The organism is Burkholderia sp. KBS0801, from assembly GCF_005937855.2.
GTDB lineage: Bacteria > Pseudomonadota > Gammaproteobacteria > Burkholderiales > Burkholderiaceae > Burkholderia > Burkholderia ambifaria.
Genome location: NZ_CP042178.1, coordinates 1,961,052 through 1,984,033, shown reverse-complemented (window position 1 = coordinate 1,984,033; position 22,982 = coordinate 1,961,052). Strand labels below are relative to the sequence as shown.

General features: G+C 66.0%; 21 protein-coding genes. 14 read left to right on the top strand and 7 right to left on the bottom strand.

Translation table 11 applies throughout. The annotated features are described in order from the left end of the window. Window positions 1-105 precede the first annotated feature (105 nt). Window positions 106-1,524 (top strand): MFS transporter, encoded by a 1,419-nt coding sequence (locus FFI87_RS25775; protein ID WP_186381735.1) that lies wholly within the window; start codon window positions 106-108, stop codon window positions 1,522-1,524. Between the two features lie 85 nt (window positions 1,525-1,609). On the opposite strand, the gene FFI87_RS25770 is transcribed toward FFI87_RS25775, so the two are convergent. Continuing rightward, window positions 1,610-3,349: a protease pro-enzyme activation domain-containing protein gene (locus tag FFI87_RS25770; RefSeq protein WP_138848568.1), complete on the bottom strand. Its 1,740-nt coding sequence runs from the start codon at window positions 3,347-3,349 to the stop codon at window positions 1,610-1,612. Between the two features lie 689 nt (window positions 3,350-4,038). Here FFI87_RS25770 and FFI87_RS25760 point away from each other — a divergent pair. Genes FFI87_RS25760 through FFI87_RS25750 form a run of 3 tightly spaced genes read left to right on the top strand, consistent with a single transcriptional unit; the run spans window position 4,039 to window position 5,227 of the window. After that, window positions 4,039-4,362 carry an ArsR/SmtB family transcription factor gene (locus FFI87_RS25760; protein WP_012365670.1) on the top strand — a complete coding sequence of 108 codons (324 nt, stop codon included), beginning with the start codon at window positions 4,039-4,041 and terminating at the stop codon, window positions 4,360-4,362. After that, window positions 4,359-4,790, top strand: a complete 432-nt coding sequence (locus tag FFI87_RS25755) for an SRPBCC domain-containing protein (protein ID WP_012365671.1) — start codon at window positions 4,359-4,361, stop codon at window positions 4,788-4,790. The genes FFI87_RS25760 and FFI87_RS25755 overlap by 4 nt, the downstream gene beginning before the upstream one ends. Further along, a complete protein-coding gene (locus FFI87_RS25750; RefSeq protein ID WP_012365672.1) occupies window positions 4,787-5,227 on the top strand; it encodes a DUF1801 domain-containing protein in 441 nt (146 codons plus the stop codon). The genes FFI87_RS25755 and FFI87_RS25750 overlap by 4 nt, the downstream gene beginning before the upstream one ends. A gap of 143 nt (window positions 5,228-5,370) precedes the next feature. On the opposite strand, the gene acnA is transcribed toward FFI87_RS25750, so the two are convergent. From acnA to FFI87_RS25725, 5 genes are all read right to left on the bottom strand, one after another. Beyond that, on the bottom strand, window positions 5,371-8,088 hold the full coding sequence (acnA, locus tag FFI87_RS25745) for an aconitate hydratase AcnA (RefSeq protein WP_138848569.1): 2,718 nt from the start codon (window positions 8,086-8,088) through the stop codon (window positions 5,371-5,373). A gap of 52 nt (window positions 8,089-8,140) precedes the next feature. After that, window positions 8,141-9,592, bottom strand: coding sequence for a bifunctional 2-methylcitrate dehydratase/aconitate hydratase (locus FFI87_RS25740; RefSeq protein ID WP_012365674.1), 1,452 nt, complete (start codon window positions 9,590-9,592; stop codon window positions 8,141-8,143). A 22-nt stretch (window positions 9,593-9,614) separates the two neighbouring features. Further along, window positions 9,615-10,124 (bottom strand): hypothetical protein, encoded by a 510-nt coding sequence (locus FFI87_RS25735; protein ID WP_012365675.1) that lies wholly within the window; start codon window positions 10,122-10,124, stop codon window positions 9,615-9,617. Between the two features lie 223 nt (window positions 10,125-10,347). Beyond that, a complete protein-coding gene (locus FFI87_RS25730; protein ID WP_138848570.1) occupies window positions 10,348-11,352 on the bottom strand; it encodes an HpcH/HpaI aldolase/citrate lyase family protein in 1,005 nt (334 codons plus the stop codon). Between the two features lie 186 nt (window positions 11,353-11,538). Further along, window positions 11,539-12,525, bottom strand: coding sequence for a malate dehydrogenase (locus tag FFI87_RS25725; protein ID WP_006754984.1), 987 nt, complete (start codon window positions 12,523-12,525; stop codon window positions 11,539-11,541). A gap of 288 nt (window positions 12,526-12,813) precedes the next feature. Between FFI87_RS25725 and FFI87_RS25720 the strand changes: the two genes are divergently transcribed. The 7 genes from FFI87_RS25720 to gltA all read left to right on the top strand — a co-directional run bounded on the left by FFI87_RS25720 (window position 12,814) and on the right by gltA (window position 18,823). After that, window positions 12,814-13,638, top strand: a complete 825-nt coding sequence (locus FFI87_RS25720) for a GntR family transcriptional regulator (RefSeq protein WP_011658350.1) — start codon at window positions 12,814-12,816, stop codon at window positions 13,636-13,638. A 168-nt stretch (window positions 13,639-13,806) separates the two neighbouring features. Further along, entirely contained in the window at window positions 13,807-14,223 is a 417-nt protein-coding gene (gene sdhC / locus FFI87_RS25715; RefSeq protein WP_012365678.1) for a succinate dehydrogenase, cytochrome b556 subunit, read from the top strand. Between the two features lie 4 nt (window positions 14,224-14,227). Then, window positions 14,228-14,596 carry a succinate dehydrogenase, hydrophobic membrane anchor protein gene (gene sdhD, locus FFI87_RS25710; protein WP_006756688.1) on the top strand — a complete coding sequence of 123 codons (369 nt, stop codon included), beginning with the start codon at window positions 14,228-14,230 and terminating at the stop codon, window positions 14,594-14,596. A gap of 3 nt (window positions 14,597-14,599) precedes the next feature. Continuing rightward, entirely contained in the window at window positions 14,600-16,375 is a 1,776-nt protein-coding gene (gene sdhA / locus FFI87_RS25705) for a succinate dehydrogenase flavoprotein subunit (RefSeq protein ID WP_006754980.1), read from the top strand. A gap of 21 nt (window positions 16,376-16,396) precedes the next feature. Continuing rightward, window positions 16,397-17,098 carry a succinate dehydrogenase iron-sulfur subunit gene (locus tag FFI87_RS25700; RefSeq protein ID WP_012365679.1) on the top strand — a complete coding sequence of 234 codons (702 nt, stop codon included), beginning with the start codon at window positions 16,397-16,399 and terminating at the stop codon, window positions 17,096-17,098. Between the two features lie 84 nt (window positions 17,099-17,182). Next, window positions 17,183-17,455: a succinate dehydrogenase assembly factor 2 gene (locus FFI87_RS25695; protein WP_011658353.1), complete on the top strand. Its 273-nt coding sequence runs from the start codon at window positions 17,183-17,185 to the stop codon at window positions 17,453-17,455. A gap of 66 nt (window positions 17,456-17,521) precedes the next feature. Further along, a complete protein-coding gene (gltA, locus tag FFI87_RS25690; RefSeq protein WP_012365680.1) occupies window positions 17,522-18,823 on the top strand; it encodes a citrate synthase in 1,302 nt (433 codons plus the stop codon). 90 nt (window positions 18,824-18,913) lie between these two features. Here the strand turns inward: gltA and FFI87_RS25685 are convergent, their stop codons facing one another. After that, the gene (locus FFI87_RS25685; protein WP_138848571.1) at window positions 18,914-19,897 is read right to left on the bottom strand and encodes a helix-turn-helix domain-containing protein; all 984 of its coding nucleotides are present in this window, start codon (window positions 19,895-19,897) and stop codon (window positions 18,914-18,916) included. Window positions 19,898-20,015: 118 nt separating this feature from the next. On the opposite strand from FFI87_RS25685, the gene FFI87_RS25680 reads away from it, so the two are divergent. The 3 genes from FFI87_RS25680 to FFI87_RS25670 all read left to right on the top strand — a co-directional run bounded on the left by FFI87_RS25680 (window position 20,016) and on the right by FFI87_RS25670 (window position 22,910). After that, entirely contained in the window at window positions 20,016-21,068 is a 1,053-nt protein-coding gene (locus FFI87_RS25680; protein WP_138848572.1) for an RNA-guided endonuclease InsQ/TnpB family protein, read from the top strand. A gap of 88 nt (window positions 21,069-21,156) precedes the next feature. Continuing rightward, a complete protein-coding gene (locus FFI87_RS25675) occupies window positions 21,157-21,543 on the top strand; it encodes a VOC family protein (protein WP_138848573.1) in 387 nt (128 codons plus the stop codon). Between the two features lie 113 nt (window positions 21,544-21,656). Continuing rightward, entirely contained in the window at window positions 21,657-22,910 is a 1,254-nt protein-coding gene (locus FFI87_RS25670; protein ID WP_138848574.1) for a DUF1479 domain-containing protein, read from the top strand. Window positions 22,911-22,982: the final 72 nt, after the last annotated feature.

Sequence of the window (22,982 nt, the reverse complement as noted above, 5' to 3'; positions counted from 1 at the left end):
CAATACGGGTCGCGACGGTACGTGAACCGGTTTCACCGCATGGCATGCGCCGCCGCGCCGCTCAATTCCGCGACGCCGTGCGTCGCTCGTCAGCCGAGCCTCATCTTGTCCGAATTCGCTTCCCCCGCCGGCGCCCGGGAGCCGGCCGTCAACTGGCGCGCGATGTCCGCCGTGCTGCTGGCCGTCGCGCTCGCGACGCTCGACACCGCGATCGCGAACACCGCGCTGCCCGCGATCGCCACCGACCTGCACGCGTCGCCGGCCGCGTCCGTATGGATCATCAACGCCTACCAGCTCGCGATGGTCGCGACGCTGCTGCCGTTCGCGTCGCTCGGCGACATCGTCGGCCACAAGCGCGTGTATGTCGCGGGCCTCGCGGTGTTTACGCTCGCGTCGCTCGGCTGCTCGCTCGCGTCGACGCTGCCCCAGCTGACGGCGGCGCGGATCGTGCAGGGCTTCGGCGCGAGCGCGATCATGAGCGTGAACGTCGCGCTGATCCGCAACCTGTTTCCCGCGCACCGGCTCGGGCGCGGCGTCGGCTTCAACGCGCTCGTCGTCGGCGTGTCGTTCGCGGTGGGGCCGACGATCGCGTCGTTGATCCTGTCGGTGGCCGCCTGGCCGTGGCTGTTCGCGGTGAACGTGCCGCTCGGCGTGCTCGCGCTTGCCGTCGCGATTCCGTCGCTGCCGCAGTCGGCGCGCGGCAAGCATGTGTTCGATCCGCTCGCCGCGCTGTTCAACGTGATCACGTTCGCGTCGCTGATCTTCGCGCTCGGCGAATTCGCGCAGCGCGGGCCGCTGTCCGTCGTGTTCGCGGCGGCCGCGGTCGCGCTCACGTTCGGCTGGCTGCTGATCCGCCGTCAGGCCGGGCATCCGGCGCCGATGCTGCCGGTCGACCTGTTCCGCCGGCCGGTGTTCACGCTGTCCGCGCTGACGGCCGTCTGCGCGTTTGCCGCGCAGGGGCTCGCGTTCGTATCGCTGCCGTTCTACTTCGAAACCGTCCTGCATCGCAGCGCGGTGGAGACAGGCTTCCTGATGACGCCGTGGTCGGCGGTCGTCGCGCTCGCCGCGCCGATCGCGGGCCGGCTGTCCGATCGTTATCCGCCCGGATTGCTCGGCGCGATCGGGCTCGCGCTGCTGAGCGCGGGGATGGTCGCGCTCGCCGCGCTGCCGGGCGCGCCGAACGTTCTCGACATCGGCTGGCGGATGATGCTGTGCGGCGCGGGCTTCGGCTTCTTCCAGTCGCCGAACCTGAAGGCGCTGATGTCGAGCGCGCCGCCCGAGCGCAGCGGCGGCGCGAGCGGGATCATCGCGACCGCGCGGCTGATCGGGCAGGCGACCGGCGCGGCGCTCGTCGCGCTGTCGTTCGGCATCGCGGGGCGTCACGGGCCGACGCTCGCGCTGATGCTCGGCGCGGGTTTCGCAGGTGCTGCGAGCGTCGCGAGCGGATTGCGGCTGTTTGCACCGTCGCATCGGAGCGGTGTGCCGGCCGCGCCGCAGCCTGTGAACGAGCGTGCGACGGAGTAGGGTGATGCGCGAATTCCGCGCGACCTGAAGGCGACAAAGCCGGCGCGCGGCAAATCACTGCCGCGCGCCGGCCTTCACATATCGCTCAGAACCCGCCCGACTTGATCAGCTGGTTGAGGTTCGCGATGTTCAGGCTGCCGAAGCCGGTCGTCAGATCCCAGCCGGTGCCGGCGGTGTAGCCATACCCCTGATAGCCGTTGTTACCCGACACGACGTCATAGCGCACGAGCGACCGGTTCGACGGAATCGCGCGATACAGGTTGCCGGCCGGGAAACCGAGGCCCGTGCCGTTTGCCGCGAGCAGACGCGCCCAGAAGCCGGTGAAGATCGGCGCGGAAAGGCTCGTGCCGCCGATCTGCTGCAACTGGCCGTAGTTGTAGATGTACGCGCCCGTGCCTTGCGCGGCGTCGAACGATACATCGGGCAACTGACGGTTGCTGCCCGACTGCCACGACGGCGCCGGCAGGATCGAGCTGACGCCGCCGCCCGTGGCCCATAGCTTGCCGTTGCCGTCGAGCCCCTCGTTCCACACCGTCTCGTTCGAGAATGCACCCGAGGACGTCGTATACAGCGTCGTGCCGCCGATCGCGAGCACGTGCGGCGACGCGGCCGGCCACGACACCGTGTAGTTCCCGCCGTCCGGATAGCCGCGGTTGTTGCACTCGTACACGCCTTCGTCGCCCGACGACACCGAGAACGTCTGTCCTTGCGCGGCGGCCGTCGTGAAGATCTGCTCTTCGGCGTCGAGCGTGCCGTCCGCGTTCGCGTCGGTCTCGCACCAGCCGAGCGACACGTTGATCACCTTCGCGGTGTTGTCCGACACCGCGCGGTTGAATGCCTGCGTGAGCCCGGTGTTGCCGGCGGCGTTCAGGTCCGCCATGTAGAACACGAGCTTGCCGACCTGGCCGCCGGCCGAGCCGACGATCGACTGGCTGTCGAGATCCCATTCGCCCTGGCCGTCCTGGTCGTCGCTGTAGCTGCCGCTCGTGCCGGTGCCGTTGGTCTTGACGGTCTGGGTCGTGACCGTGCCGTAACCGTTGCTCGACGTGAACTGCCTGAGGTCCTGCAGCGTTTGCGACACGCCGCCGATCGTGACGATGCCGACGGTCACGCCGGCCGCGGTCGGCACGCCGGTCGCGTTGTAGAGGCCCGGGAATTCCTTCGGATAGTGGCCGGTGGCCGTGCCGGCCGCGAGCGCCTGCGGCTTCGCGACGTTGCCGATGCGCAGCAGCGGCCGTGCGCGTGCGACGTTCTGCAGCCCGAGCACCGAGCCGACGACGTCGCCGAGCGCATGCGGCACCTGCGCGGTCGACGCGTTCGCGAAGCCGGAGCGGCCCGCGTACTCGAAATGAACGAGTGACGTGTTGAACGCGGTCCTCACCGTGCCGGCCGTGCCGTGCGCGGACACCAGCAGCCGGTTCGGCGCGACTTCGATGTTCACGAAGCCGCTCTTGCGCAGATAGTCGACGACCGACTTGACCTGGGCTTCGGTCGGCGCGTAGCCGGCGAGGAACTGTTCGTGCGTGAGGTACTGGCGGTAATGCGCGTTGCCGGGCCGGTTCACGTCGTGCGCGAGTTGCTTGAGCTGCGCGGCGTTGCGCAGCTTCAGGCTGACGACGATGTCCGTCGTCTCGCCGGCCGCGAGCTCGAGCGACGGCTCCGCGCTGCGCGCCATCAACTGCGGGCCGGTCAGAAAGGCTTTCGTATGGGTATCGACCCAATCCGTCGCCGCATGGGCCGCGGCGGCGGCGAACACGAGCGGTACCGCGCACGCGAGGTGGCGGGGCGACAGAAGGGGCAGCGCAAACCAGGTGTTCCTTTTCATCGGGAGTCCTTTTGAGGAGGGACGACGTTGCTGGAACCCCCGGCCCTTGTGGGGCCGCGAGCGGTCACGAGCGTAGGGCGTCGGTGCTATTCAGGTAGCTGCCAGTTTCCATAGCTGTCAGATCTGACATCGACGGGCTCGCACTCCTGCGGCACGTCGTTCGTGCACGCGCAGCGGCCCCGGCGAAGGGAACCGGTTCGCGGCACGCTCGCGCGACGGTCGACGACGTTTGAACGCACGCGTCGTTCGTTGAGGTGCCGGAATGCGCGCGATTGCGGAGTGCAGCGCCGTGCGAGCGCATTTGCCGCGAGCGGGCCTGCACGCGTCGTGCGTCGCACTATGTGGTCAAGTGCGGCCGCGGCATCCGCGCGACGACGTCCCGAGGGGCGGATTCACGAAAACGGGGCCGGTCGATCGCGCGCCTTTCCCGAACTGTGGAACGGCGCGTCGCCGAGTCTTGCAGCGTGCTTTCGGTTCGCGAGCCGGGTGAGCCGATTAGAGGAAGGGCTCGAATTCATGCGGTGGCGCGCGCTCGCGGTCCGTCGCGCGCCGGTACGCCGCCGTTCGGCCTGTTGCTGCGAACGCACGCCTGAAAGGATCGCACGACGCCCCCCCGCGAAATTCCTCCTTGACGCGCACCATTGCGAGGCTATCCTTCAATCCATAACCATCAAGTTATTGATTGAAACATGCAAAACACTCACGACGTGCTGTTCAGGACGCTTGCCGATCCGACGCGCCGCGCGCTCTTCGAGCGGCTGTGCGAGCAGGGCGAGCTGACGGTGGCCGCGCTGACGGCCCATGCAGGCGTGTCGCAGCCGGCGGTATCGAAGCATCTGGGTGTACTGAAGCAGGCCGGGCTCGTCAGCGACCGTCACGCGGGCCGGCAGACGCACTACAGCGCGCAGCCGCAGGCGCTGACTCCGTTGATCGACTGGACCAGCCAGATGGCAGGCTTCTGGCAGAACCGGTTCGACGCTCTCGAAGATCTGCTCAAAAGGATTGATCAATGAACCAGCCCACTTCCGAAACACGCACCGTCGTCGTCGAACGGGAACTGTCGCATTCGCCGGAGAAGATCTGGCGCGCGCTCACGCAACCGCACCTGATCGAGGCGTGGCTGATGAAGAGCGATTTCGAGCCCGTCGCGGGTCGCACGTTCAGCTTTCACGCGGACTGGGGTTCGGTCGACTGCACGTTGCTGACGATCGAACCGCAGCGCGTGCTGTCCTACACGTGGGCCGCTTATGGCCTGGAAAGCGTCGTCACATGGACGCTCACGCCGACGCCCGGCGGCACGCTGTTGCGCATGGAGCAGGCCGGCTTCCGCGCGGATCAGGAACAGGCATACCGCGGTGCGCAGCACGGCTGGGTGCGGTTCTTCGAGTCGCTCGAACAGGTGCTCGCGCGTGCCGATGAAGACGAGGAGGGCCGGGCATGAGCGCATCCGACCCGGGCCTGCCGCCGTCGGCCCGTATCGACGCGCTGATCGCGGGGATCGCCGACTGGCGCGGCAAGACGTTCGCCGAAGTGCGCGAGACGATCCTCGCCGTCGACGACGGCATCGTCGAGGAATGGAAATGGATGGGCAGCCCCGTGTGGGCATGCGACGGGATGATCGCGGTCGCGAACGCGCACAAGGGCAAGGTGAAGCTGACCTTCATGCACGGCGCGCACCTGCCCGATCCCGACGGGCTGTTCAATGCGGGCCTCGAAGGCAATGCGCGCCGCTCGATCGATTGGCTCGAAGGCGACAAGCTCGACAAGCGGGGGCTGAAGCGCCTCGTTCGCGCGGCAATCGACTACAACCGCGCGCACCTGAAGAAGAACGCGCGCAGCGGCGCTGGCGCGAAGGCGCGAGCCGACAAGGCCGCCTGACGCACCGGCAGACCGGGCGCACGGCCCGGCCGCCGCCTTCGCGCCGCCGGCCGGCAGACGAAAAAAAGCCCGACACGAGGTCGGGCATTCAAATCGGCCGCAACCGCCGCGAGGCGGCTGCGGCACCTGCAAAAGCAGGACGCTTACGCTGCCAGCAGCGAGCGCAGCACGAACGGCAGGATACCGCCGTGCTTGTAGTAGTCGACTTCGATCGGCGTATCGATGCGCAGCAGCACCGGCACGCGCTGCGTTTCGCCGTTCTTGCGGTGAATCACGAGCGTGACGTCCTGCTGCGGCTTGAAGTCGTCGCCGAGGCCTTCGATGTCGTAGGTCTCTTCGCCGGTGATGCCGAGCGACTGGACGCTGTCCGCACCCTTGAACTGCAGCGGCAGCACGCCCATGCCGACCAGGTTCGAGCGGTGGATCCGCTCGAAGCTGCGTGCGATCACGGCCTTCACGCCGAGCAGTTGCGTGCCCTTCGCGGCCCAGTCGCGCGACGAGCCCGTGCCGTACTCCTCGCCCGCGAACACGACGGTCGGCGTGTCGGCGTCGACGTAGCGCATCGCGGCGTCGTAGATCGACAGCTGGTCGCCGCTCGGCTGGTGGATCGTCAGGCCGCCTTCGACGCGCGAGCCGTCTGCCTTCACCGGGATCATCAGGTTCTTGATCCGGACGTTCGCGAACGTGCCGCGCATCATCACGTCGTGGTTGCCGCGGCGCGAGCCGTAGCTGTTGAAGTCGGCCTTCTGCACGCCGTTCTCCTTCAGCCACTTGCCTGCCGGCGAGTCTTCCTTGATCGAGCCTGCCGGGCTGATGTGGTCGGTCGTGACCGAGTCACCGAAGATGCCCAGTGCGCGCGCGCCCTTGACCGTCGGGATCGACGTGGCCGGCTCCATCGAGAAGTCGTTGCCGAAGAACGGCGGCTCCGCGATGTAGGTCGACTTCGGCCAGTCGTAGACCTGGCCCGTTTCGCCCTCGATCTTGCTCCACAGGTCGCCCTTCTTGGTCAGCTTCGAGTAGTTGTCCTCGAACTTCTTCGGGTCGAGCGCGAACTTGAGCAGCGCGTGGATTTCCTCGCTCGTCGGCCAGATGTCGCCGAGGTAGATGTCGTAACCGTCCTTGCCCTTGCCGACTGGCTCGGTCATCAGGTCGCGCGTGATGTTGCCGGCGATCGCGTAGGCGACGACGAGCGGCGGCGATGCGAGGAAGTTCGCGCGGATGTTCGGGTGGATACGCGCTTCGAAGTTACGGTTGCCCGACAGCACGGCTGCCGCGACGATGTCGTTCTTCGTGATCGCTTCGTTCAGTTCCGGCGTCAGGTCGCCCGCGTTGCCGATACAGGTCGTGCAGCCGTAGGCGGCGACTTCGAAGCCGAGCTTCGACAGGTAGGGCAGCAGGCCCGTCTTCGTCAGGTACTCGGTGACGATGCGCGATCCCGGCGCGAGCGAGGTCTTGATCTTCGGATCGACCGTGAGGCCCGCTTCCACGGCCTTCTTCGCGAGCAGGCCGGCGGCCAGCAGCACGCTCGGGTTCGACGTGTTCGTGCACGACGTGATCGCGGCGATCAGCACGTCGCCGTTCTTCACGTCGACGCCGTTGCTCGTCGTGTATTGCGTGTTCAGTTCTTCCGCTTTCTTCGCGAAGCCGTTTTCCGCGACCGGCTTCGAGAACAGCTCGGTGAACGTCGACTTGACGTTGCCGATCTCGATGCGGTCCTGCGGGCGCTTCGGGCCTGCCAGCGACGGCGCGACCGTCGCCAGGTCGAGCGTCACCGTCTTCGTGTAGTCGATGTCGCCGGCCTGCGGAATGCCGAACAGGTTCTGAGCCTTGAAGTAGTTCTCGAAGGCGGCGATTTCCGCCTTCGTGCGGCCCGTGCCTTCGAAGTAGTCGATGGTCTTTTCGTCGACCGGGAAGAAGCCCATGGTCGCGCCGTATTCCGGCGCCATGTTGCCGATCGTCGCGCGGTCCGGCAGCGACAGCGACTTCGTGCCTTCACCGAAGAACTCGACGAACTTGCCGACGACCTTCTCCTTGCGCAGCATTTCGGTGATCGTCAGCACCAGGTCGGTGGCCGTCACGCCTTCGCGCAGCTTGCCCTTCAGCTCGACGCCGACGACGTCCGGCGTCAGGAAGTACACCGGCTGGCCGAGCATGCCGGCTTCGGCCTCGATGCCGCCCACGCCCCAGCCGACCACGCCGATGCCGTTGATCATCGTCGTGTGGCTGTCCGTGCCGACGAGGGTGTCCGGGTAGTACACGGTGTCGCCGCCGTTCGCCTTCTTGTGGACGCCGCGCGCGAGATACTCGAGGTTCACCTGGTGGACGATGCCGACACCCGGCGGCACGACCTTGAACGTGTCGAACGCCTGCATGCCCCACTTCATGAACTGGTAGCGTTCGTTGTTGCGCTGGAATTCCAGCTTCATGTTCAGGTCGAGCGCGTCCTTCTGGCGGAAGTAGTCGATCTGGACCGAGTGGTCGACGACGAGATCGACCGGCACCAGCGGCTCGATCTTCTTCGGGTTCTTGCCCGAACGCTCGGCGACGCCGCGCATGGCCGCGATGTCGGCGAGCAGCGGCACGCCCGTGAAGTCCTGCAGCACGACGCGCGACACCACGAACGGAATCTCGTCGACGCGCTTCGCGGTCGGCTTCCAGTTCGCCAGCTGCTCGATGTGTTCCTCGGTGATTTTCTTGCCGTCGTAGTTGCGCAGCACGGACTCGAGCACGATACGGATCGACACCGGCAGGCGCTCGATCTTCGTCTTCAGTTCCTTGCCGAGCTGCGGCAGCGAGTAGAACTTGCCTTTGCCGGAACCGCTGTCGAATTCCTTGAGGGTCTTGTGGAGATTGTGGGCCATGGTGATTTTCCTGGGTTTAAGGCTAGGAAACAAAGAGTCCTGTATCTGACGGCTATATCACATACAAGTCGACGTATTCATCGACCGGCATTGCTTCGAGCTTTGCCTGGTCCAGCGACACGTCGAGAATCGCTTGTTGCTGCCTGGCCGGAAAGCGGCGGGCGAGGTTGGTCCTGAACTTCTCGACCAGCAGCGGGATGCCTTCCGTGCGGCGGCGCCGGTGGCCGAGCGGGTATTCGATCGCCACTTCGGCAAGCTTCGACCCGTCCGCGAATTCGATCGTCAGCGCATTCGCGATCGATCGCTTGGCCGGGTCATGGTAATCCTTCGTGAACTGCGGATCCTCGACGCACACGGTTTTCGCGCGCAGCGCGTCGATGCGCGGATCGGCGGCGAGCGCGTCTTCGTAATCGGCCGCGGTCAGCCGGCCGAACAGCAGCGGCACGGCGACCATGTACTGGATGCAGTGATCGCGATCGGCCGGATTGGCGAGCGGGCCCTGCTTGTCGATGATGCGCAGCGCGGCCGCGTGCGTGCGGATCGTGATCCGGCTGATGTCGTCGGTCGTGCGGCCCGCCGCGGCGAGCCGGGCGTGCAACTGCAGCGCGGCCTCGGCGGCCGTCTGCGCGTGGAATTCGGCCGGGAACGCGATCTTGAACAGCACGTTCTCCATCACGTACGTGCCGTACGGGCGCTGGAAGCGGAACGGCTGCCCGTCGAACAGCACGTCGTAGAAGCCCCAGGTCTTTGCGGTGAGCGCCGACGGGTAGCCCATTTCACCCGTTCTCGCGATCAGCGCGAGGCGCACCGCGCGGGACGTCGCGTCGCCGGCCGCCCATGACTTGCGCGAACCGGTGTTCGGCGCGTGGCGGTAGGTGCGCAGCGCGTGGCCGTCGACGAATGCGTTGGACACCGCGTTGATCAGCTCGTCGCGCGTGAGCCCGAGCAGGCGGCCGACGACGGCCGTCGACGCGACCTTCACGAGCAGCACGTGGTCGAGCCCGACCGCGTTGAAAGAATTCTCGAGGGCGAGGCAACCCTGGATCTCGTGGGCCTGGATCATCGCGACCAGCACGTCGCGCATGAGCAGAGGCTTCCGGCCGGCCGCGACGGCCGTGCGGGACAGCCAGTCGGCCGTCGCCAGGATCCCGCCCAGATTGTCGGACGGATGACCCCATTCGGCGGCGAGCCAGGTGTCGTTGAAGTCCAGCCAGCGGATCATCGCGCCGATGTCGAACGCGGCCTGGACGGGATCGAGCTGGAAGGACGTGCCGGGCACCTTCGCGCCGTTCGGCACGATCGTGCCGGGCACGACGGGGCCGAGCAGCTTGGTGCAGGCGGGATAGGACAGCGCCTCGAGTCCGCATCCGAGCGTGTCGATCAGGCAATGACGCGCCGTCTCCAGCGCGAGCGCGCTGTCGATGCCGGTGTCCAGCACGTAGTCGACGATATCGACGAGTACCGTATCCGGAGCAGGGCGGACGTTGGAGACCGGGGCGGACATCGAGGGGCCGGGGGGAACGCGCTTAGTTCGTTGCCGGCTTCAGCTCGTTCGACTGCGTCGGTGCCGCGGTGCCTTGCGCCATTTCCGGCGTCACGCATTCGTCCGCGAGGCGCTCGCCGCCGTTTGCGTCGGAGAACAGCATCGCCTTGGTCGGGATCACCACCAGCTTCAAGCCGGCTGCCGGATCGTAGAACGTGTCGGCGCCCGTCGTCGTGGCTTCGCGCGGCAGCTTGTAGTTCCTCTTCGCCCAGTGAACCGTGACGAGCTGGTCGCGCTTCATGTCGCCGGCGAGGTCGAACGACAGACCTTCCTTACAGGACCACTTGACCGCGCCTTCCGGCACCGAATCGACCTTGGCAGCCGCGCGTGCCTGCGCCTTCTTGCTGCGCGGGATGATGCGCTTGGCCGGCGCCGGGCGCTTGGCCGTCTTCTTCGCGGTCGTCGCCGTACCCTGGGCGAACGCGCTCGGAGCCGACACCAGCATCGTGGCGGACAACGCGCCGATGGCGGTAGCGATCAGGAGTTTCTTCATGGAGTCAGAACCTTTCGATTATCAGTTGACAAGGGCCGGCAATCGAAACCGCCGGCCGGTTTGAAACTGCACGCGCCCCGGAAGCGCGCAGCGGCCGCTATTTTCACCTATTTGGCCGCGCAAATTTCAGGTTTTCGGGCTCCGTTACGTTTTTTGTCGTTTCGCAAACCTGCGTCGGGTTCACGCCCCGGCGATTCGATGAAATGCGTGTGTCGGCGCGCGCTCACCGCGCGTCTCCGGCGGCCGGGCCGAACAGCGGCGCGGCCTCGGCCGGCACCGGCTGGCCGGTCGCCCGCGCGCGGCGCAGCACCGACCAGTAATAGCGATAGCTCGCGCGGTCGTGCAGCGTATCGCCGTGGCGCGTCGGGCCCCAGTCGGCGGCCTGCGCGGCCAGCAGGATCTCGGCGGCCAGTGCGACTTCATCGGTGCGCGGCGCGAATGCGTCGACGATCGGGCGGATCTGCGCGGGGTGGATGCTCCACATCCGCGTGAACGCGAACTCGTCGCGTGCGCGGCGCGCGTCGCCGGCGACGACTGCCATGTCGCGCACCTCGGTTGTCACATTGTGTGACGGTGTCTTGCCGTGCGCGTGGCAGGCCGCGGCGATCTCCAGCTTCGCGCGGCGCACGAGCGGGTGGTCGAACTGGCCGGGCGAGCGCATCGCCGCATCGGGAATCGCGCCGTGATGGGCGGACACGAAGTCCATCAGCCCGAAGCTCAGCGTGCCGACCAGCGGCAGCGCGGCGAGGGCGGCCGCCTGCGCGAGAGCGCCGTGCGTCTCGACCAGCACGTCGACGGGAATCGGCCGCGCGAGGCCGAGCTCGCGGCGCGTGCCTTCGATGAACGCGACCATCTCGGCCGCGTCGGCGGCGCTCGCGATCTTCGGCAGCGTGACGTAGGCCGGTGCGCGCGCGGCGCGCAGCACGATGCGCACGTCGTCGCGCCAGTGCGGATGGGAAAAGTCGTGGATACGGACGCCGACCCGCCCGAAGCGGTTCTCGGCGCTGCCGAGGAGCTCGGCGACGAGCTGCGCGTGCGCGGCTTCCTGACCGACGGCCGCGCCGTCCTCGCAGTCGAGCGTGATGTCGAACACGGGGCCGAGTTCGGCCTGGAGCGCGAACGACTTGCGCATCAGCTTCTCGCTGCCCGCGTAGTGATCGCAGCAGGGCAGGATCGCGGGCGGCGACGCCCCGTCGTACAGCACTTGTGCAGGAGTGAGCGCGGACATCTCTTCTACGTCAAGGAAGCGGCCAACGTGGAGAAAATCGGATTCGGGCGCGTTCTGGGCCGGCGCGCGGGGCGCGTGAGCGGCAAAACGTGCGCGGATCGGATCGGGCGGCGGGGCCGGCTGCCGGCCCGCCGCCCGTGCCGTGACCGGCCCGCCCGGAGGCGGCCCGGCCATCATGCAGCCTGCTTAGTTCTTCAGCAGGTGGGCGACGCCGTCGCGCTCTTCGAGCAGCTCGGCCAGCGTGCCGTCCATCTTCTCGCGCGAGAACGCGTCGATTTCCAGGCCTTCGACGCGCTTGTACTCGCCGTTTTCGCACACGACGGGCACGCCGTAGATGATGTCTTCGGGGATGCCGTACGAGCCGTCCGACGGAATGCCCATCGTGACCCACTTGCCGTTCGTGCCGAGGACCCAGTCACGCACGTGGTCGATCGCCGCGTTGGCTGCCGACGCTGCCGACGACAGGCCGCGCGCTTCGATGATCGCCGCGCCGCGCTTGCCGACGGTCGGGATGAACGTGTCGCGGTTCCACACGTCGTCGTTGATCAGCTTCAGCAGCGACTCGCCTTCGGCGGTCGCGAAGCGGAAGTCGGGGTACATCGTCGGCGAGTGGTTGCCCCACACGGCGAGCTTCTCGATCGATGCGACCGGCTTGCCCGACTTCGCGGCGAGCTGCGACAGCGCGCGGTTGTGGTCGAGGCGCAGCATTGCGGTGAAGTTCTTCTTCGGCAGATCCGGTGCCGATTTCATGGCGATGTACGCGTTGGTGTTCGCCGGGTTGCCGACGACCAGCACCTTCACGTCGCGGCTCGCGACTTCGTTCAGCGCGGCGCCCTGGACCGTGAAGATCTCGGCGTTCGCCGACAGCAGGTCCTTGCGTTCCATGCCCTTCGAGCGCGGACGTGCGCCGACCAGCAGAGCGACGTCTGCATCCTTGAATGCCACCTTCGGATCGTCGGTGATCACGACGCCCGCGAGCAGCGGGAACGCGCAATCGTCGAGCTCCATCACGACGCCTTTGACGGCGGCTTGGGCTTGCGGGAGGTCGAGCAGTTGCAGGATGACCGGCTGGTCCTTGCCGAGCAGGTCGCCGTTCGCGATGCGGAACAGCAGGGAGTATGCGATTTGACCTGCGGCGCCGGTGACGGCAACGCGCTTTGCGGGCTTAGCCATTGAAAATCTCCAGGACGGGTGAAGCGGTGGACGCTAGGCAAAACGCCATTCTATGCGCGTTACGCGTAGCGTTGCATTGAAGCAGGGCGGAGGACTCGCGAATGGCACACGCGGTGAACCTGGAGACGGCCGTGGCACGTAGCCGGGGACGCATTTTGCACCCGCGAACCCTTGCTCGCCCCGGAGTGTAGGAGCCGGCTGGCCCAAAGTCAAACGGTATCATATGTCTTATATAAGACAGATGTTTTGCGGAATTTGAGTGGACGAAAAAGCGCGGTTTGTGATGAAATGCGCGCCATGACATCGAACCAGGCGAACAACGCGAATCCAACCGGCGCAGGCGGCCCAGGGCAGCCGGGCGCGGGTGATTCCGCGCCGGCGCCTGCCGCTTCGCCGTCCCCGACCTTTAGCCCGTTATACCAGCAGATCAAGTCATTGATCACGCAGAGTCTCGAATCCGGTGAATGGAAGCCGGGCGAGATCATCCCGAGCGAAGTGGAGCTCGCCGCCCGCTACAAGGTGAGCCAGGGCACCGTTCGCAAGGCGATCGACGAACTGGCCGCCGAAAACCTCGTGGTCCGGCGGCAGGGCAAGGGGACGTTTGTTGCGACGCACAACGAGGATCGCGCGCAGTTCCGCTTCCTGCGGCTGCTGGCCGACGACGGTGCCGAGCATCCGCACGTGAGCCGGCTGCTCGAGTGCCGGCGCCTGCGCGCGCCGGCCGAGATCGCGCGGCAGCTCGACCTGAAGCCGGCCGACCCGGTCGTGCAGGTGCGGCGCCTGCTGGAGTTCGATAGCGAAGTAACGGTGCTCGACGAGATCTGGCTGCCGGGCACGATGTTCCGCGGGCTCACGTTCGAGCGGTTGAGCGAGTACAAGGGGCCGCTCTACGCGATGTTCGAGACGGAGTTCGGCACGCGGATGATCCGCGCGACGGAGAAGATCCGCGCGGTCGCGGCGGAGCCGGCGGTGGCCGACCTGCTGCACGTGCCGGCGGGTTTTCCGTTACTGTCGGTCGAGCGGGTGTCCTACACATACGGTGACCGGCCGGTGGAAGTGCGGCGCGGCTGGTATGTCACAACCGGGTACTACTATCAGAATGACTTGAGTTGACGGTGTTCGGCTCGGGCCGGTGCATTCGCGTTCCCCACGCACGCGAAGCACGTTTTGGGCCGCCTTTGTTCGTGTTCGCGCAACTATCCAGAGCAGACTTTCGCTGCAGCGCGATATAAAAAGGCGCTAAAATCGCGGATTAGTGTGACAACATAGTAGGGGTCTAGCATGACTGACGCAGTAAGAAAGCCGAGGCCGGAATACCGGAACATCGGAATCGGCGACATCACGTTGAAATACCGCATGCCTCTGGCTGCGATATTGTCGATTCTCCACCGAGTCAGCGGCGCGCTGCTGTTCCTGTTCCTGCCGTTCCTGCTGTTCCTCTTCGACCAGAGCCTCACCTCCGAGCTCAGCTTCGAAGTCTTCAAGGCTTTTCTCTCCAACATCGTCGTCAAGCTGATCGTCCTCGCGCTGTCGTGGGCGTTCCTCCACCATTTCTGCGCCGGCATTCGCCACCTGCTGATGGACGTCAACCACGACGCCGTCTCGAAGGAAGGCGGCAAGCGGACGGCAGTCGTCGTCTTTGTCGTCTCGATCGCGCTGACGATCGCCATGGCACTCAAACTGTTCGGAGCATTCTAAGAAAATGGCAGCCAATAACCGAATCGGCTCGAAGCGCCTCGTCGTCGGCGCTCACTACGGCCTGCGCGACTGGCTCGCGCAGCGCGTCACCGCCACGATCATGGCAGTCTACACGGTCATTCTGCTCGCGCTGTTCTTCGGCGCGCATGACTTCTCGTACGAAGGCTGGGCGTCGATCTTCTCCGCGCAATGGATGAAGCTCGCGACCTTCGTGACGCTGCTTTCCCTCTTCTACCACGCATGGGTCGGCGTGCGCGACATCTGGATGGACTACGTAAAGCCCGTCGGTGTGCGCCTGCTGCTGCAATCGCTGACCATCGTCTGGCTGCTCGCATGTGCGGGCTACGCCGCGCAGATTCTCTGGAGAGTGTAAAGAATGGCTGCAATCAAAACTTCCCTGCCGCGCCGCAAGTTCGACGTGGTGATCGTCGGCGCGGGCGGCTCGGGCTTGCGCGCAGCGCTGCAACTGTCGCGCGCGGGCCTGTCGGTCGGCGTGCTGTCGAAGGTGTTCCCGACCCGTTCGCACACGGTGGCCGCACAGGGCGGCATCGGCGCGTCGCTCGGCAACATGAGCGAAGACAACTGGCACTTCCACTTCTACGACACGATCAAGGGTTCCGACTGGCTCGGCGACCAGGACGCGATCGAGTTCATGTGCCGCGAAGCACCGAACGTCGTGTACGAACTGGAACACTTCGGCATGCCGTTCGACCGTAACGCAGACGGCACGATCTACCAGCGTCCGTTCGGCGGCCATACGGCGAACTACGGCGAGAAGCCGGTCCAGCGCGCTTGCGCGGCCGCCGACCGTACCGGTCACGCGCTGCTGCACACGCTGTACCAGCAGAACGTCGAAGCGAAGACGCAGTTCTTCGTCGAATGGATGGCGCTCGACCTGATCCGCGATGCCGACGGCGACGTGCTCGGCGTGACGGCCCTCGAGATGGAGACGGGCGACGTCTACATCATGGAAGGCAAGACGACGCTGTTCGCGACGGGCGGCGCAGGCCGGATCTTCGCGGCGTCGACCAACGCGTTCATCAACACCGGCGACGGCCTCGGCATGGCCGCGCGTTCGGGCATCGCGCTGCAGGACATGGAGTTCTGGCAGTTCCACCCGACCGGCGTGGCCGGCGCGGGCGTGCTGATCACCGAAGGCGTGCGCGGCGAAGGCGGTATCCTGCGCAACGCGAACGGCGAGCGCTTCATGGAACGCTACGCGCCGACGCTGAAGGATCTGGCGCCGCGTGACTTCGTGTCGCGTTCGATGGACCAAGAAATCAAGGAAGGCCGCGGCGTCGGTCCGAACAAGGACCACGTGCTGCTCGACCTGTCGCACATCGGCGCCGAGACGATCATGAAGCGTCTGCCGTCGATCCGCGAAATCGCGCTGAAGTTCGCGAACGTCGACGCGATCAAGGAACCGATCCCGGTCGTCCCGACGATCCACTACCAGATGGGCGGCATCCCGACCAACATCCACGGTCAGGTCGTCGGCACGTCGCGCGATCACAAGGAACCGGTCAACGGCTTCTACGCAGTGGGCGAATGCTCGTGCGTGTCCGTGCACGGCGCGAACCGCCTCGGCACGAACTCGCTGCTGGACCTCGTGGTGTTCGGCCGGGCGGCCGGCAACCACATCGTCGAGCACGTGAAGAACCAGAAGGAACACAAGCCGCTGCCGGCCGATGCAGGCGAATTCTCGCTGGCGCGTCTGAACAAGCTCGACAAGTCGTCGTCGGGCGAATACACGCAGGACGTCGCGAACGACATCCGCGCGACGATGCAGAAGCATGCAGGCGTGTTCCGCACGTCGGCGCTGCTGAAGGAAGGCGTCGAGCAGATGGCCGGCCTCGCGGCACGCGTGGAAAGCATCCATCTGAAGGACAAGTCGAAGGTGTTCAACACCGCGCGCGTCGAAGCACTCGAGCTGGAGAACCTGATCGAAGTGGCCCGCGCGACGATGGTGTCGGCGGAAGCGCGCAAGGAAAGCCGTGGCGCACACGCGCACAGCGACTACGAACACCGCGACGACGACAACTGGCTGCGCCACACGCTGTGGTACAGCGAAGGCGATCGCCTCGACTACAAGCCGGTTCAAATGAAGCCGCTGACGGTCGAATCCGTGCCGCCGAAGCCGCGCACGTTCTAAGCCGAGTCAAAGGAATCCGAAATGGCAAAACGCATTTTTGAAGTCTACCGCTACGATCCGGACAAGGACGCGGCGCCGCGCATGCAGACGTACGAGCTCGAGATCCAGCATGAGCGCATGCTGCTCGACGCACTGGTCAAGCTGAAGGCAGTGGACGAGACGCTGTCGTTCCGCCGTTCGTGCCGTGAAGGCGTGTGCGGTTCGGACGCGATGAACATCAACGGCAAGAACGGTCTCGCGTGCCTGACGAACCTGAACGACCTGCCGCAGAAGATCGTGCTGCGCCCGCTGCCGGGCCTGCCCGTCGTGCGCGACCTGATCGTCGACATGACGCACTTCTTCAACCAGTATCACTCGATCAGGCCGTACCTGATCAACGACGCGCCGCCGCCGGAGAAGGAACGCCTCCAGTCGCCGGAAGAGCGCGACGAGCTCGACGGCGTGTACGAGTGCATTCTGTGCGCGAGCTGCTCGACGTCGTGCCCGAGCTTCTGGTGGAACCCGGACAAGTTCGTCGGCCCGGCCGGCCTGCTGCAGGCTTACCGCTTCATCGCGGATAGTCGCGACACCGCCACCGGCGAGCGTCTCGACAACCTGGAAGACCCGTACCGTCTGTTCCGTTGCCACACGATCATGAACTGCGTCGACGTTTGCCCGAAGGGCCTGAACCCGACGAAGGCGATCGGCAAGATCAAGGAACTGATGGTTCGCCGCGCGGTTTGACATGATGACCCCCAAGCTCACTTTGTCCGCCGCCCCCCGAGGGGGCGTCGACACCCTTGGGGCGGCCCTGCGGGTGTCTTTGCGATGAGCGACGATTCGCATCAATCCGACCCGCACCGTCGCGCGCGCCTCCGCTGGCGCGCGCGGCGGGGTCTGCTGGAAAACGACATCATCTTCGAGCGTTTCTTCAGCAGATACGAGCATGACCTCACCGATGCAGACGTAGGCGCGTTGTCGCGCCTGCTCGATCTGAGCGACAACGACCTGATGGACTTGCTCCTCGCGCGCAAGGAACCAGAGGGCGACCTAGACAGCCCGGAAATTCACAGGCTGTTGGAGATGCTGCGCAACGTGTAACGCCAAGGTGTCGCGCGTTGTGCCCGTTATCGAATCCCGTTTCTTTATTTCGATTGAGGATGTGCCATGACTCCGTCTGATGTTAAAGCCACGCTATCGTTCAGCGACAACTCGCCGAGCGTCGAAATGCCGATCTACAAGGGGACGATGGGCCCGGACGTAATCGACATCCGCAAGCTGTACGGCCAGACCGGCAAGTTCACTTACGACCCGGGCTTCATGTCGACGGCAGCTTGTAATTCGGCGATCACGTACATCGACGGCGACAAGGGCGAACTGCTGTACCGCGGCTACCCGATCGACAACCTCGCGCAGAACGCCGACTTCCTTGAGACCTGCTACCTGCTGCTGAAGGGCGAGCTGCCGAACGCCGCGCAAAAGAAGGAATTCGTCGACACCGTCACGAAGCACACGATGGTGCACGAACAGATGCACTTCTTCTTCCGTGGCTTCCGTCGCGACGCGCACCCGATGGCGGTGCTGGTGGCGGCCGTCGGCGCGCTGTCGGCGTTCTATCATGACTCGCTCGACATCAACGATCCGCGTCACCGTGAAGTATCGGCGATCCGCATGATCGCGAAGCTGCCGACGCTCGTCGCGATGGCGTACAAGTTCAGCATCGGCCAGCCGTTCGTTTATCCGAAGAACGAACTTTCGTACAGCGCGAACTTCATGCACATGATGTTCTCGAACCCGTGCGAAGAGTACAAGGTCAACGATGTGCTCGTGCGCGCACTCGACCGTATCCTGATCCTGCACGCCGATCACGAGCAGAACGCATCGACGTCGACGGTCCGCCTGGCCGGCTCGTCGGGCGCGAACCCGTTCGCGTGTATCGCTGCCGGTATCGCGTGTCTGTGGGGCCCGGCGCACGGTGGTGCGAACGAAGCCGCGCTGAACATGCTCGAGCAGATCGGTTCGCCGGACAACATCCCCGAATTCATCAAGCAGGTGAAGGACAAGAATTCGGGCGTGAAGCTGATGGGCTTCGGCCACCGCGTGTACAAGAACTACGACCCGCGTGCGAAGCTGATGCGCGAAACGTGCTACGAAGTGCTGAACGAACTGGGCCTGCACGACGACCCGCTGTTCAAGCTCGCGATGCAGCTCGAGAAGATCGCGCTGGAAGACGAATACTTCGTGTCGCGCAAGCTGTACCCGAACGTCGACTTCTACTCGGGCATCGTTCAGCGCGCGCTGGGCATCCCGACGTCGATGTTCACGTGTATCTTCGCGATGGCACGTACGGTCGGCTGGATCGCACAGTGGAACGAAATGATTGCGGATCCGGAGCAGAAGATCGGCCGTCCGCGTCAGCTGTTCATCGGCGACACGCCGCGCGAAGCGAAGCCGATCAACGCACGTTAAGTCGTGCGCGGCGCGAACGGCCGTCAGGCCGCTCGCGTCCGGCAATCGCAACGCCCCGACACCCCGGTGGGTCATTCCGCCGGGGTGTTTTCATTTGCGCGGCCGGCGTTGGCCATGTCCCGGTCCGGTCCCGCGTTCCAGCGACGGCGGCCGCGTGTCGAGCGGCGGCGCGTCGGCGTCGGGCGCGTGGCCGTGCTGGGCGAAGAACTGCCGGTAAGCGCCGGGCGTCATCCCGCGCGCGGCGAGGAACTGGCGGTTGAAGTTCGCGGCATTCGGAATGCCGCAGCGCGCAGCCACCGTGGCGATCGGCCAGTCGGTGCCGACCAGATGGCGGCACGCATGCGCGAGGCGCAGCCGCTGCACGTAGCGGCCGACGCTTTCGCCGAGATGCCGTACGAACAGCCGCTGCAGCGTGCGCTCGGACATGTGTGCGACGGCGGCGAGCGCGTCGATGCGCAGCGGCTCGTGGAAGTGCCGGTCGATCGCATCGAGCACGCGATCGAGGCGCTCGGCTTCGGGCGCGGCCGAGTCGGGCGATGACGTTGCCGGGTCGGCACGCTCGTAGGCCTGTGCGGTGGCGAGCGGCTCGCCGCCGGCCTCGGCAAGGTCGGCGAGCGTGTCGAGCGCGGCCGCGAGGCGTACGCGCGGCGACGGGTCGAGCAGCCGCGGCAGTCGCTCGCGCATCGCGCGGGCCGTCGCGGCGTCGAACGCGAGGCCGGGCGCCGCGCGCCGCAGCAGCGAGCGCAGCGGTGCGTACTCGGGGCAGCAGTCGGCCACACGCCGTGCCCAGTCGCCGTCGAACCAGACGACGAGCGCGACTTCCGGCGCGTCGCGATCGATGCGCGCATTCGATGACCACGTATGCGGCAGGTTGGGCGGCACGAGCACGAGGTCGTCGTCCGTGTAGCGGGCGACGTGATCGCCGACGAAGCGTCGGCCGCGGCTGTTCAGTGTCAGCGTCAGTTCGTACTCGGGATGGCGATGCCATTCGAACGGAATGCGTGCGAGCTGGCGGTGGTACACGCGGATCGAACAGCCGGAGGCGAACGCCACATGCTCGTACTGCGGTTTCATCAGGATTTGCTCCGAGAAACCCCGCCATTTCCCCCAAGGGGACTTCCTCGGGGCGGATGGCGGGAAGGAAAGGAGTGCTGTTGACAGGCAGCTTCTTGCACGGGTTAGGATCACCGGCATGATCCTTGTCTACCGCTACCGCGTGAAGTCGCTCAACGGACTGCTCAACAAGCAGAGCCGTGCGGTGAACTACGTCTGGAACTTCTGCAACGACACGCAGAAGCACGCGCTCAAGTGGAGCAAGAAGTGGCCGACGGGATTCGATCTGAACGTGCTGACGACGGGGAGCAGCAAGGCGCTCGGCATCCACTCCGGCACGGTCAACGCGACGTGCGAGCAATATGCGAAGTCGCGCAGTCAGCACCGTCGGCCCTACCTGCGCTATCGCGGCAGGAAATCGCTGGGCTGGGTGCCGCTGAAGGGGCGTGACCTGAAGCGCGAGGGTGACGCGTTCCGCTTTGGAGGCAACACCTTTCGCGTGTTCAACAGCCGCCCACTTCCTGAAGGCAAGATCAAGGACGGAACCAACTTCGCACAGGATGCACGCGGCAACTGGTTTCTCAACATCGTGATCGAGATGCCCGATGTGCAGGCCCGCCCGGTCCGTTCCGGTGTTGGCATCGATCTCGGCCTGAAAGACTTCGCCACACTTTCGACGGGCGAGAAGCTGCCCAATGACCGATTCGGCCGACGCGCGGCGGAGAAACTGGCGAAAGCACAACGGGCGCGCAAGCACAAGCGACATATCGCGAAGTTGCACGCCAAGGTCGCGAATGCCCGCGCCGATTTCCAGCACAAACTTGCGCTCGATCTGGTGCGGCGCTTCGATTACATCGCAGTCGGCAACGTGTCGGCCGCCAAACTTGCCAGAACCAGGATGGCGAAAAGCGTCTACGACGCATCCTGGTCGTCCTTCCGAGAAAAGCTCCGTTACAAGGCGATGGCGCACGGGGCAACGTTCGAGGAAGTCGACGAAAGCGGTTCCACCCAGTCCTGTTCGGCGTGCGGGTCGAAAGACAGCACGACGCGGCCGAAAGGTATCGCGGGACTGCGAATAAGAGAATGGGCCTGCAGTGACTGTGGTGTCGAGCATGATCGAGATACCAACGCTGCGCTGAACATTCTCCGATGCGGACGTGCATCGCCAGGTGTGGGAATCCTCCGTCTTTAGGCGGAGGAGGACGTCAACGCGACCTCCGGTCGAGCGGGGCACCGCGCCGTGGCATGATCGTGATCGATCTTCACGACGGAGCGATGCCATGTTTTCACATGTTTGCGTGGGCGTGCGCGATACCGCGCGCGCGTACGACTTTTACGCGCCGCTGTTCGCGGAACTCGGCCTGCGTCTGAAATTCAGCGAGCCGGACGGCTGGTCGGGCTGGATGCCGGCCGACGTCGACCGGCCGCTGTTCTTCTTCGGCCGGCCGCTCGACGGCCACGCGCCGGAACCGGGCAATGGCCATACGATCGCGTTCGACGCGCAAACGCGGGCGCAGGTCGACCGCTGCCATGCGCTTGCGCTGCAGCACGGCGGCACCTGCGAAGGGCCGCCGGGCCTGCGGCCGCACTATCACCGCGACTACTACGGCGCGTATTTCCGCGACCCGGACGGCAACAAGCTGTGCGTGGTCTGCCATCGTCCCTAGTAGCGCGCCGGTTGTCAGGATTGTATCGATTGTTGGCCGGATAGTGTCGATCGCAGCCGTGCGTCGGCCGTACGCTGAGCACTCGTACGACACGATTCCATGAGGAGACAGCGATGCACCTGACGATCGACGATTTGCCGGCCGCGATCCGCGCGGCGAAAAGGGCGCTGCGCGCCGACCTGCCCGGATACGCGGCCACGTTCCGCGAGCTGGAGGGCGATATCGCGCGGCAGGTCGATGCGATCCGCCGGGCACACGCGCACGGCCATGACGTAACTCCGGTGCTGCGGTTCGCGGATATCGCGAACGGCACCGTCGCTCCACAGACGATCGCCGCGATCCGCACGCACGGTGCGGCGGTGATCCGCGGCGTGTTCGACGCGGCGCAGGCGCGTGACTGGAATGACGAGATCGGCGCGTACCTGGATGCGAACCGCTTCGCCGAGCGGCTGGAGGCGCGTGCCGAGGACCGCTACTTCGGCAACCTCGCGTCGGGCAAGCCGCAGATCTACGGCGTCTACTGGTCGAAGCCCCAAGTGGCCGGGCGCCAGTCGCCGGCACTCACGCAGGCACGCGTGTTCATGAACCGCCTGTGGCGGCATGCGGACGGCCAGCGCACGCACTTCGATCCCGACCAGGTGCCGGCCTACGCGGACCGGATCCGCCGCCGGCCGCCGGGCTCCACGTCGCTCGGGCTGTCGCCGCATGTCGACGGCGGCTCGGTCGAACGCTGGCTCGGCGCGAATTTCCGGCAGGTCTATCGCCACGTGCTGGGCGGCCGCTGGCGCGATTACGACCCGTTCGACGCCGCGTTTCGTCCCGATGTGGAGGAGATTCCGTCGCCGGCCGTATGCTCGATGTTCCGCACGTTCCAGGGCTGGACCGCGCTGACGCCGCAGGGGCCCGGCGACGGCACGCTGCAGTTGATTCCGGTGGCGAACGCGATGGCGTACGTCGTGCTGCGCGCGCTGCAGGACGACGTCGCCGACGACGATCTGTGCGGCGCGCGTCCGGGCCGCGCGCTGTCGATCCTGCCCGAATGGCATGCGTTGCTGCTCGACGCGCTGGTGCCGATTCCGCACATGGAGCCGGGCGATGCCGTGTTCTGGCACGGCGACGTCGTGCACGCGGTCGAGGATACGCATCGCGGCAGCGGCGACAGCAATGTGATGTACATCGCGGCCGCGCCCGGCTGCGCGAAGAACGGCGCGTACCTGCAGCGCCAACGGCTCGCGTTCCTGCGCGGCGAAAGCCCGCCGGATTTCCCGGCCGATCATTTCGAGGTCGAATTCGACGGCCGGGGTGGCGAGGGCGACCTCACGGCGCTTGGACGCACGCAAATGGGGTTCGGGCCGGTCGCTGCGTGACGGATGCGGCGGCCGCAGTGGCCGGAGCGGCCGGAGCGGCCGCTCCGGCACGCGGAATCGGCCGATCGCGCG